At 55.4% G+C, this 11,569-nt stretch carries 12 protein-coding genes; 7 read left to right on the top strand and 5 right to left on the bottom strand.

The features are described from left to right. Positions 1-38: 38 nt before the first annotated feature. Positions 39-1,466: an amino acid permease gene (locus EZJ17_RS00500; protein ID WP_067443965.1), complete on the bottom strand. Its 1,428-nt coding sequence runs from the start codon at positions 1,464-1,466 to the stop codon at positions 39-41. A gap of 573 nt (positions 1,467-2,039) precedes the next feature. Next, the gene (gene yaaA / locus EZJ17_RS00495; RefSeq protein ID WP_067442055.1) at positions 2,040-2,810 is read right to left on the bottom strand and encodes a peroxide stress protein YaaA; all 771 of its coding nucleotides are present in this window, start codon (positions 2,808-2,810) and stop codon (positions 2,040-2,042) included. A 161-nt stretch (positions 2,811-2,971) separates the two neighbouring features. Between yaaA and leuE the strand changes: the two genes are divergently transcribed. From leuE to EZJ17_RS00455, 7 genes are all read left to right on the top strand, one after another. Continuing rightward, the gene (leuE, locus tag EZJ17_RS00490) at positions 2,972-3,625 is read left to right on the top strand and encodes a leucine efflux protein LeuE (RefSeq protein ID WP_067442052.1); all 654 of its coding nucleotides are present in this window, start codon (positions 2,972-2,974) and stop codon (positions 3,623-3,625) included. 128 nt (positions 3,626-3,753) lie between these two features. Next, on the top strand, positions 3,754-4,095 hold the full coding sequence (locus tag EZJ17_RS00485) for a hypothetical protein (RefSeq protein ID WP_067443933.1): 342 nt from the start codon (positions 3,754-3,756) through the stop codon (positions 4,093-4,095). Positions 4,096-4,421: 326 nt separating this feature from the next. After that, positions 4,422-4,640: a hypothetical protein gene (locus EZJ17_RS00480; RefSeq protein WP_067442046.1), complete on the top strand. Its 219-nt coding sequence runs from the start codon at positions 4,422-4,424 to the stop codon at positions 4,638-4,640. Between the two features lie 33 nt (positions 4,641-4,673). After that, on the top strand, positions 4,674-7,883 hold the full coding sequence (carB, locus tag EZJ17_RS00475; RefSeq protein ID WP_067443935.1) for a carbamoyl-phosphate synthase large subunit: 3,210 nt from the start codon (positions 4,674-4,676) through the stop codon (positions 7,881-7,883). A gap of 20 nt (positions 7,884-7,903) precedes the next feature. Continuing rightward, on the top strand, positions 7,904-9,049 hold the full coding sequence (locus EZJ17_RS10475; protein WP_067442041.1) for a site-specific integrase: 1,146 nt from the start codon (positions 7,904-7,906) through the stop codon (positions 9,047-9,049). A gap of 17 nt (positions 9,050-9,066) precedes the next feature. Further along, the gene (locus EZJ17_RS00460; RefSeq protein WP_067442038.1) at positions 9,067-9,294 is read left to right on the top strand and encodes a hypothetical protein; all 228 of its coding nucleotides are present in this window, start codon (positions 9,067-9,069) and stop codon (positions 9,292-9,294) included. Positions 9,295-9,297: 3 nt separating this feature from the next. Beyond that, on the top strand, positions 9,298-9,738 hold the full coding sequence (locus tag EZJ17_RS00455) for a transcriptional regulator (RefSeq protein ID WP_067443937.1): 441 nt from the start codon (positions 9,298-9,300) through the stop codon (positions 9,736-9,738). 39 nt (positions 9,739-9,777) lie between these two features. On the opposite strand, the gene EZJ17_RS00450 is transcribed toward EZJ17_RS00455, so the two are convergent. The 3 genes from EZJ17_RS00450 to EZJ17_RS00440 all read right to left on the bottom strand — a co-directional run bounded on the left by EZJ17_RS00450 (position 9,778) and on the right by EZJ17_RS00440 (position 11,554). After that, positions 9,778-10,278: a TIGR02594 family protein gene (locus EZJ17_RS00450; protein ID WP_067528328.1), complete on the bottom strand. Its 501-nt coding sequence runs from the start codon at positions 10,276-10,278 to the stop codon at positions 9,778-9,780. Between the two features lie 138 nt (positions 10,279-10,416). Next, positions 10,417-10,809, bottom strand: a complete 393-nt coding sequence (locus EZJ17_RS00445; RefSeq protein WP_197478819.1) for a major capsid protein — start codon at positions 10,807-10,809, stop codon at positions 10,417-10,419. 433 nt (positions 10,810-11,242) lie between these two features. Next, positions 11,243-11,554, bottom strand: coding sequence for a hypothetical protein (locus EZJ17_RS00440; RefSeq protein WP_067442198.1), 312 nt, complete (start codon positions 11,552-11,554; stop codon positions 11,243-11,245). Positions 11,555-11,569 lie beyond the last annotated feature (15 nt).

The following is an 11,569-nucleotide window of genomic DNA, read 5'->3' as shown; positions in this document are numbered from 1 at the left end:
GAAACACGGTTTTCAGGTAGCCTTTTATATGATGGGGCTTATTCGTCTTCGTCCTCTTCCTCGTCGCCCAAATCCACTTTCTCAAGCGGAATCACCCGGGTGCGGTAGCGTAGTTTGTGGTAGAGGTAGAAACCGAAGAATATGGGCAGGCCCATATAGGTCACCACAATCCGTTGCCAATCGATTTCGCCGCTCATCACCAGCTCGGTGTCCTGACCCAGAATCACCAACACACACAACACCAGCGCGATCAGCGGGCCGAAGGGAAACCATTTGGCGCGGTAATTCAAGTCTTTCAAATCAAAACCCTGGGCGATATAGGCGCGGCGGAAGCGGTAGTGGCTGATGGCGATGCCCAGCCAAGAGATGAAGCCGGTTAAGCTTGAAGCGGCCAGAATATATTCATAGGCGTGGTCGTTGAAAATTTCGATTAAAAACAGCAGCAGCACCACCGCTGCCGTGGCCAGCACCGAACGTACCGGTACGCCGAAGCGGTTTACCTTGCGGAAGCTCTTGTACGCCATACCGCTTTTGCCCATGGCATACAACATGCGCACCGAGGCATACATGCCGGAATTGCCGGCGGAGAGGATGGACGTGAGGATCACCGCGTTCATCACCGCTGCCGCCATGGCTAAGCCAGCGCGCTCAAACACCAGCGTAAACGGTGATTTGGCAATCTCAGACACGTTTTCCGCGCCCAACAGCTCCGGGCTGGTGTATGGAATCAGCAGGCCGATCACAAAAATCGACAAGATATAGAAAATCAGGATGCGCCAAAACACCTGTTTCACGGCTTTCGGGATGCTCTCTTTCGGGTTTTCTGATTCACCGGCGGTGATGCCAATCAGCTCCGTCCCTTGGAAAGAGAAACCGGCGATCAGGAACACGCCCAGCATGGTTAAGAAGCTACCTGAAAAACCGTCACCTAAAAACGGCGCGTCGCCCACGGTAAAGTTAGCCAGACCCACATAGTCGCCGCCAAGAATACCGAAAATCGTCAGCATGCCCACGCCGAGAAATACGACAACCGTAACCACCTTAACCAGCGAAAACCAATATTCCGATTCGCCGAAAGCTTCTACCGACAACATATTCAACAGCACAATCAGCCCGAAAAACAGCAGGCTCCAGCCCCAAGGCGGCATAAAGCGCATCGGCTCCCAATACGTGATTACCAGCGCGGCAATGGAAATGTCTACTGCCACTGTGATGACCCAACTAAACCAATAATTCCAGCCTAGGGCATAACCCAGCGAGGGATCGACAAACTTGGCGGCATAAGTGGAAAACGAGCCGGACACCGGCAGATAAGTGGCCATTTCGCCCAATGAAGTCATCAGGAAATACACCATCAGGCCGATGGCGGCATAAGCCACCAATGCGCCGCCTGGGCCTGCCATGTGGATGGCGCTGCCGCTGGCCATAAACAGGCCGGTGCCGATACTGCCGCCGATGGCGATCATCGAAAGATGGCGCGACTTTAAATGACGACGCACTTTGGTGCTGCCGGAAGAAGCCGGTGCGGACGCCACGGCCACCGCCGCAGCAGAACTACCATCGAAAGAACTCATTTCGGTTCCTTTCAAAAAGGCGTATAGCCAAAACCTTTTCTGCCATAAATTATTGAACAGCAACGAAAAATGATTTTAGCTATACGTTGTTACGCACAGCGGCGCACCAGCACCGCAACTCAATTTTGGGCGGATTATAAACCCTGATCGCCCGCTGCAAAACCCATAATTTTCCCTGGCAGCCAAATCAGCCAAATTAGCTGCCTTTTTTAATTGACACATTCCTCAACCAGCACCAAACCCGTTGCCCTGAAAGCCGCTTGATACCTGGCCTCACGTGCCAAGCAAGCCCCGCGTTGCCGCTGCAGCAAAACGTAACATAAAAACCACATTTGGCCAGGGGACTCTGCAAAAACACTTACAGGCTACCTGAAAACACCAGATCAAAACGAAGATGCCGCCCTCAGCTGCACTTCCCGAGTTTCAGGTAGCCTTCACCTCCCAATCACGGCCTACCGCGCATCACTACTCGCCGCGCCGGAACACCCATTCATTTTCCGAAGAAGCCGCCGCACAGAAGGCGTAGCCCTCGCTGTTGAAATCCAGCAGCTGCTCCGGCTCAGTGATGGCGCGTTCGGCAGCATAGCGCAACATCAGGCCGCGGGTGCGTTTGGCGTAGAAACTAATGATTTTGTAGCGGCCGTTTTTCTCGTCTTGGAACACGGGGGCAATCAGGCGGCCGCCGAGTTTGGCCGGTTGCACGGCTTTGAAATATTCCTGCGAAGCCAGGTTCACCAACACATCGGTTTGCGCCTCGGCCATGCGTTCGGCCAGCAATTCGGTAATCAGGCCGCCCCAGAAGGCGTATAAATCCTTACCGCGCGGGTTGGCCAGCTTGGTGCCCATTTCCAAACGGTAGGGCTGGATTAAATCTAAGGGGCGCAACAGGCCATAGAGCCCGGAGAGCAGGCCGGCATGGCCTTGCAGCCAATCGATTTGCGGCAGGGTGAGGCTCTCGGCATCGAGGCCTTCATACACATCGCCGTTAAACAAATACACCGCCTGCTTGGCATTTCGCAGGCTAAACGGCGGCCGCCAGGCCGCATTGCGCTCGGTATTAAGACGAGCGATTTTGTCCGACACGCCCATTAACGCCGACAAATCCTGCGGCGCCAACTCGCGCAGTTGCTCCATCAGAATGGCAGACTGCTCAAGCAGCGCAGGCTGGCTGTGTTCCTTGGTGGGCGCGGCGGAGGTTTCGTTTAGGTTTTTAGCGGGCGAGAGGATGAAAAACATGGCGTTCTCTTTAATTAAGGGTGTGCAAATTGGCGGGCAGTTTAGCCGCCTGCGGGGTAACAGGCAAACGGCGGAATAAATCGGCGTGATAGTTTTCAGGTAGCCTTCACCCCGCCTGCCTCATTAAAATAGCCGCCTCCATAAAAGGCTACCTGAAAACCATGTTCGGCATCATCAATCCCCTCTCCTACCTAATCGGCACCATCATCCTCATCATCATGCCCGGCCCGAACAGCATGTTTTGCCTCTCCGTAGCCGCACAACACGGCGCACGCAAAGCCTACCGCGCCGTATTCGGCGTGCTGCTGGGCGATTTAGTGCTAATCCTGCTTACTGTACTCGGCGCCGGCACCGTGCTCAAGCTCTATCCCGCCCTATTTCACGCCATGAAGCTCGCCGGCGGCCTGTATCTGGCCTACATCGGCTTCGGCCTTTTGCGTGGCGCATTGCGCAAATGGTTTGCCCCAGCGCCCGTTTTGGCAGCCGGTTTGCCGCCCACCCCGCCCGCCGGGCACATCTTCAAACGCGCCCTACTGCTCAGCCTCACCAACCCCAAAGCCATTCTGTTTTTGCTGTCGTTTTTCGTTCAGTTCGTCGATCCCGCCTATCCGCACCCCGCCCTCTCCTTCCTGCTGCTGGCACTGGTTATGCAAACCGTCAGCTTCAGCTACCTCACCCTGCTCGTTTTCGCCGGACACCGCCTCGCCAACCTGTTCCGCCGCCACCGCCGCGTTACCACCGCCTGCACCGCCGCCACCGGCCTGCTCTTTATCGGCTTCGCCGTGAGCCTGTGGCTGGCCGGAATCGAGTTTTAGCTACAGTTTCAGGTAGACTCATTCAGATAGAAATAACTGCTCAGGCTACCTGAAAAGCAAAACAGATTGCCGTATAATTGGCGGCATTTGGCCTCGCGCCCCATCTTTGCCGAATTTAAGGAATCCTCATGCGCAAACTCATCCCCCTCCTCTCCGCCCTCGCCCTTTCCGCCTGCTCCAGCCTCGGCAACCAAGCCTTCAGCGGCGAAAGCGCCACTTTCGGCAGCGACAACATCCTGCGCGACGACGTGCTCAAAGTCGTGCGCACCGCCGAAGCCGCCTCGTTCAACTGCCGCAACATCGAATCCATACACAGCAAAATCAACAGCGCCCACAAAGTGCACAGCCGCATGCAGGTGCGCGAAGTGTGGACCGTCCGCGCCTGCGGCCAGGCCCACCGCTACAACATCGGCCTTTTCGAAGACGCACGCGGCGAAACCGACTTCACCGTCAGTCTGATTTCCCGTTAAACACCAAAGAAAGGCTACCTGAAAATAAAATAATGTCTTGCTGAGCAAGGCTGAGTTTCTACGAAGCTAAAAAGGATTGGCAGGCTTTCAGGTAGCCTTTTGAAGCAAGGACTATTCAAGCATTCTTTGAATCCTCAGTAGAATGTGTGCCTCAAGGCACGCACGCGGTGAGTTGAGGTTGCCGGGAAAATGGAGAACGCGTGCGGGCGTACCGCACACGCCCTACATGCGGGCTACGGCTTGCTTAGGAAATATTTCAGGGGAAATATTTCAGGGATACCATATGTCATAATAATGTAATTATTATATAAGATGAGGATAATAATATGTCTGAAGGATTCATTATTGTTAACAAAGGCGTTTTTGAAAAACTAATCATTGGGAAATTTGAGCTAGAAATTAAACCCAAACCTAATAAAGATGGAATAGTAAAAAGATTTTACAGATATGATGAACGTGGCCACAAAAGATATATAGCTGTTGCCGATGAAGACAAAAATGATTTTAGAATAGATAAAGAAATTTATACTGAACTAGACCTTTAATATTCTTACAACTTAGAACTAGAGACCCCACTCATGCCCAAACGTACCGACCTAAAATCCATCCTTATCATCGGCGCCGGCCCTATCGTTATCGGTCAGGCCTGCGAATTTGACTATTCGGGCGCACAGGCCTGCAAAGCCTTGCGTGAAGAAGGCTATAAAGTCATTTTGGTAAACTCCAACCCCGCCACGATTATGACCGACCCTGAAATGGCAGATGTTACCTACATCGAGCCGATTATGTGGCAGACGGTGGAGAAGATTATCGCCAAAGAGCGGCCCGATGCGATTCTGCCCACGATGGGCGGCCAGACCGCGCTGAACTGTGCGCTGGATTTGGCGCGCAACGGCGTGTTGGCGAAATACAATGTCGAATTAATCGGCGCGACGGAAGACGCCATTGACAAGGCGGAAGACCGCGGCCGCTTTAAGGAGGCGATGGAGAAAATCGGCCTCTCCTGCCCAAAATCCTTTGTCTGCCACACAATGAACGAAGCTTTGGCGGCGCAGGAACAGGTCGGCTTTCCGACGCTGATTCGTCCGTCTTTCACGATGGGCGGTTCGGGCGGCGGCATTGCCTACAATAAAGACGAGTTTTTGGCGATTTGCGAACGCGGTTTCGATGCGTCGCCTACGCATGAGCTGCTGATTGAGCAGTCCGTGCTCGGCTGGAAAGAGTACGAGATGGAAGTGGTGCGCGATAAGGCCGACAACTGCATCATCATCTGCTCGATTGAAAACTTCGACCCGATGGGCGTGCATACGGGCGACTCGATTACGGTTGCACCGGCGCAAACGCTGACGGACAAGGAATACCAAATCATGCGTAACGCAAGCTTGGCGGTATTGCGCGAAATCGGCGTGGACACGGGCGGCTCGAACGTGCAGTTTGCGGTGAACCCTGAAAACGGCGAGATGATTGTGATTGAGATGAATCCGCGCGTGAGCCGTTCGTCCGCGCTGGCTTCCAAAGCGACGGGCTTCCCGATTGCGAAGGTGGCGGCGAAGCTGGCGGTCGGCTTTACGCTGGACGAGTTGCGCAACGACATCACCGGCGGCCGCACGCCCGCGTCGTTCGAGCCTTCCATCGACTATGTGGTAACCAAAATCCCGCGTTTCGCGTTTGAAAAATTCCCTGCCGCAGACGACCGCCTGACCACGCAGATGAAATCGGTGGGCGAAGTGATGGCGATGGGCCGCACGATTCAGGAAAGTTTCCAAAAAGCCCTGCGCGGCTTGGAAACCGGCTTGTGCGGCTTCAATCCGAGAAGCTCCGACAAAGCGGAAATCCGCCGCGAACTGGCCAACCCCGGCCCCGAGCGTATGCTGTTTGTGGCAGACGCATTCCGCGCGGGCTTCACGCTGGAAGAAATCCACGAAATCTGCGCCATCGACCCTTGGTTCTTGGCACAAATCGAAGACTTGGTGAAAGAAGAGCAGCAGGTAAGTGCAGGCTGCCTGCAAGATTTGGATTTCGCCGCCTTACGTCGTCTGAAACGCAAAGGCTTTTCCGACAAACGCATCGCGCAGCTTTTAGGGCTACCTGAAAAAGCAGTGCGCGAACACCGCTACGCGCTGAAGCTGCATCCCGTGTACAAACGCGTCGATACCTGCGCCGCCGAGTTCGCTACCGAAACCGCCTACCTCTATTCCACTTACGAAGAAGAATGCGAAGCGCGTCCTTCCGACCGTAAAAAAGTGATGATTCTCGGCGGCGGCCCGAACCGCATCGGTCAGGGCATCGAGTTTGACTACTGCTGCGTTCACGCCGCGCTCGCCCTGCGCGAATCGGGCTTTGAAACGATTATGGTGAACTGCAACCCCGAAACCGTGTCCACCGACTTCGACACCAGCGACCGCCTGTATTTCGAGCCGCTGACGCTGGAAGACGTATTGGAAATCGTCCGCACCGAAAATCCGTGGGGCGTGATTGTTCATTACGGCGGCCAAACCCCGCTCAAACTGGCCAATGCCTTGGTGGCAAACGGCGTGAACATCATCGGTACATCCGCCGACAGCATCGACGCCGCCGAAGACCGCGAACGCTTCCAAAAAGTGTTGAACGACCTCGGCCTGCGTCAACCGCCTAACCGCATCGCCCACAACGAAGAAGAAGCCCTCGTTAAAGCCGAAGAAATCGGCTATCCGCTGGTTGTCCGTCCTTCTTACGTCCTCGGCGGCCGCGCCATGCAGATTGTTCACTCTGCCGAAGAGTTGCAAAAATACATGCGCGAAGCCGTACAAGTTTCCGAAGACAGCCCCGTGTTGCTCGACTTCTTCTTGAACAACGCCATCGAAGTGGACGTAGACTGCGTTTCAGACGGCCAAGATGTCGTAATCGGCGGCATCATGCAGCACGTCGAGCAGGCAGGCATCCACTCCGGCGACTCCGGCTGCTCGCTGCCGCCCTACTCGCTCAGCGAAGAAATCCAAGACGAAATCCGCCGCCAAACCAAAGCCATGGCATACGCGCTGGGCGTGGTCGGCCTGATGAACGTACAGTTTGCCGTGCAGGACGGCGTAGTGTTCGTGTTGGAAGTGAACCCGCGCGCCAGCCGCACCGTTCCCTTCGTCTCTAAAGCCACCGGCGTGCCGCTCGCCAAAGTCGGTGCGCGCTGCATGGCAGGCATTTCCCTGCAAGAGCAAGGCGTGGGAAAAGAAGTCGTCCCCGATTTCTATGCCGTTAAAGAAGCCGTGTTCCCCTTCATCAAATTCCCCGGCGTGGACACCATTCTCGGCCCAGAAATGCGCTCCACCGGCGAAGTGATGGGCGTAGGCGAGACCTTTAGCGAAGCCTACCTCAAAGCCCAGCTCGGCGCAGGAGAACGCATGCCCGCCACCGGCAAAATCTTCCTTTCCGTGCGCGAAGAAGACAAGCCGATCATCGTCCAAACCGCGCAAAACTTCCAAGCCTTAGGCTACGGCGTCTGCGCCACGCGCGGTACTGCAGGCTACCTGAAAGAGCACGGCGTGGTGGTACAGGCAGTCAACAAAGTGCCCGAAGGCCGCCCGCACATTGTGGACGCGATTAAAAACGGCGAAATCGCGCTGGTGGTAAACACCGTGGCCAGCAACCCGCAATCCATCGCCGACAGCCACAGCATCCGCCGCAGCGCCCTCACCCAACGCGTACCGCAATACACCACCGTGGCCGGTGGCGAAGCCATGAGCGAAGGGATGAAAAGCTTCAACCTCCTTGGTGTGTATAGCGTGCAGGATTTACATGCCCGCTTGAAAGGCTAGCCGGCATCTGCGAACATGCCATGAAAGAATGGGGGCTGCTGCGCGAGAACCTCGTACGCAAAATCAGCAACCCGAAAAAAGGCAGAGAGAGAACTAGGTGGCCAACCGAACAAGAGATTACCAATATCTGCGCCGCTCTCTTATATCAGCCGGACGGCAAGTCGGAACTGATTGTACAACGGGTAGCCATTGCCGTTCTATTCACCATCGAAACTGCCATGCGGGCAGGCAAAATTTACGGCCTGAAATGGGCAGATGTGGCTTTCACGCGCCGCCTTGCCCATCTACAGATTACCAAAAATGGCGACAGCCGAGACGTGCCATTATCCAAGCGTGCGCTGGAACTGCTCGAGCAACTGCGCAGCATTGATGATGTGTGGGTATTTAACGTGGATGCCAAAAGTTTGGACGTGTTATTTAGGCGGGCGCGGGATAACTGCGGCATTATCGACCTGTATTTTCACGATACCCGCCGCGAAGCTCCCACACGTTTATCCAAAAAAGTACCGGTTGAAGTGCTGGCAAAAATCAGCGGCCACCAGGATTTAAGAATACTGCTCAATGTGTACTACCGCCCTGATATGGCGGATATTGCGCAAATGCTGGACTACCTTGGCCATGCCTTAATCAACCCGTCATGCCGTGCCGCACAGTCGTTATACAGATGCACCACTTCCAGCGCCCACGGCAGCATCACCTTGCCCGTTGTTCCCGACAATTCGGGCAGCCTTGGGCAGGGCATAGCCAAATCGGCCGGCGGCTCAATGGCGCTCGGCAATGGCGGCGTTGAGGACTTGCACCCCGGAAGCATCAACGCAATCGCCAGTAAACACAGGCCGCTCGATAATTTGCTGTACCACTTCACGCCTTACCCTCACTTTCTCGTCCGCTTTGGACTTCTCTTGTTGATATTCCACGCTTGCCGCATGGGCGGTTTTTTGATGCTTCTGCTTTTGCTCGGCCAGTTTGGCATTGATGGCTGCCGTGGCCGCATCGTAGCCCGCTTGGTAGCGTTGCCTACCATACCAATATTCCCCGCCTACCACCGCCGCCAACAGCACGGCAAGGGCAAGTGGTTTCCAGTATTTCAATATCCATGTCATGGGATTCCTTTCTTCTTCCTGTTTACATCTGCAAACACTTTCACTATAATCAGGCTACCTTAACCAATCGGACAGTCAGCATGAGCAAGCACCCCGACAAACACATCAGAGCTGCATTGGCTTATGCCAAGCAGCACGGTTGGGCGGTTGTTCCCGCCGGCAAGTCCGCCCATGCGTTCTGCCGCTTGCGTTGTCTGCAAGGACATACCGAACACCAAATGAGCGTGTGGAGCACACCGCGCAATCCGGAAAACCATGCCAAACAAATCATCCGTAAAGTAAACGAATGCCTGCCCGAACAGGAGTGACCCATGAATACCTACCATTTCAGCATCCTCATCCGCGATACCGACCTGCACGATTTGGAAGACCGCCTGTATGAAGCGGGCTGCGACGATGCGCTGCTGTGCTTCTATAACCAAACCCCATATCTCGAATTCGACCGTGAGGCCGAGAGTGCCGAAGCTGCCGTGCGCAGCGCCCTAGACAATATCCGTGCTGCCGGTTTCGGCAATTTGGTGTTGCAGGAATCCGGTGTGGCTACCTTGGCCGAGATGGCCGCCCGCGCCGGACTGACCCGCGCTGCCCTCTCCAACTACGCCACCGGCAAACGCGGCGGCGGCTTCCCTGCGCCGATGTATGGGGTGGGCAGCGGCTCTGCCCTGTATTCGTGGCCGGAAGTGGCCGGCTGGCTGCACCGGCACGGCCAGCTGTCGCAGGCGCAATACGATATCGCCCATGTGGCCGGATAGTTTCAGGCAGCCCGCAGCATTCCCCGCTGCGGGTTTTGTTTACGCCTCGTTTCTGCTCAGCTTCCCGTCGCTCTGCAACAGCGGCAGCGTATAGCGCCCTTCTGCGGGATAAGCGGGTTTGCCGCCTTTGTTCGGCCACAGGTAGGCAATCACGCGGCTCTTGGCAAACGGTTTGATATTGACCGCGTCGCCCTGGTTGCCGCCCAATACCATCAGGTTGCCCTGCCTGTCCTGCCCGACCACAAAGCCCACATGCCCGCCGCCCTGCCGCTCGAATACCACGATGCAGCCGTAGGCCGGCTTCGCCAAACGGGTTGCGCCTTTTGCCCAGGATTTCGCCCGATACCATTCTTTTGCAATATCCCTGCCGGCTGCCTGCAGACAGTGGCCGACAAACGTTCCGCACCACGGCGTTTTGGTATCGCTCCACCAGCCTTTCAAAGCCCGTACCCACATAGGGATGGTTTTTAAGCCGCGGGCATCCCGTTCGTGCATACCGATGTATTTTCTTGCTTCGTCAATCCACGGCAATTCTGTCATTTCGTTTCCTTTCTGGTTTTCAGGTAGCCTAAAATTCTGCCGTCTAGCGGCGTGCCTTGAAGGCGGGATTAGCGCGGCAGCTGTCGGCAAACTCTTCCAGCCTTTTGGTGTACACGGCGGCGGTGTGCAGGGATTGGGTCAGCAGTTCCACGGCCTTGTCTTGGCCGGTATCCCCTCCACGAAGGCGCGCTCTTCGCTCAAACGCCAAGCGGCCGAATTACCGTTCAAATCGGCCAGGGCCTTATCGGTCAGCGCATAGCTTTCCAGCATGCCCATACTGTCTTTGATGGTAACCGTGGTTGATTTCTCCGGCTGCACACCGTAGTTCAGCATACGCCAAGTACCCTGCGGCAGGCCGCTGCGCACCGTGGTCTTATGCTCGGTGAAACCATTGGCTTCCAACCAAGTGGCATCCTCCAAGATTTCGTTGGTTTCCGTCAGCATTTCGATGATGTCGGAGATATTCCCCTTGTCATCCATGCGGCTGGCCACATCGGCCAAAGTCGGATTGTTGTGTTTCAATACACCCATTGCTTACCCCTTTTAAGGATTCATGTTGCTTGCGTTGTAAAAACTTTGCGCAGAACGCGCCTCACCCTTGTTGGCATTGACCATACCGTCTTCCCGCAAAGTCAAACCAACCCGGTAGAACATCCGGATAAAGGCCGGATGGTTGCCCAAGCCGGACTAATTGAGCAGGTCAGTCAGTTCCGGCGAGCCGTATTGCTGCAAAGCGCGCTTCGCCACCGCCATGTTTTCGTTCAGCTTGTTCTTCCTCTTCCTCGCGGATAAGGTTGTCGGCTTTATCCATCATGTGCTTGATGATTGCAGCCCGCAACCTCTGGGCTTAGCCCGTCTATGATTTCATTCAGCGTTGTGCCTTGGATAAGGTTTATGCCGCGCTGCAGTACCTTAATGGCGCGGCTGCCCTTCCAATCTGTATTGCTTTACATGATGTTCTCCGTTAATTGGCGGCAAGGACTGCCACGCACTCTTGCCATGTGGGCATGGGTATATCGAGCGGCTGGCGCTCTTCATCTCTGTCAAGCAGGAAATCATCTATCCAGCTTTCCCATGTGGCTTGGTCGTTGAGGTCGTAGTTCTCTTCGCCATCTCTGATGGATACTTCCGCCCATTCGCGGATGATGGCGCTGCGGTATTCTTTCTCCAGCCGCAGGGCTTCGGCTTCCCGCCTGCTCTCTTCGTCCTGCTCGGCGATGATACAGTCCAGATAGCTGCCCAGCATGCCGTCGTAGTCTGGTTGGATGCAATACATAAGGCTCTCTCCTTA

Source organism: Eikenella exigua (genome assembly GCF_008805035.1).
GTDB lineage: Bacteria > Pseudomonadota > Gammaproteobacteria > Burkholderiales > Neisseriaceae > Eikenella > Eikenella exigua.
The sequence above is the reverse complement of the archived record's forward strand: the minus strand, read 5'-3'. Positions and strand labels throughout refer to the sequence as shown.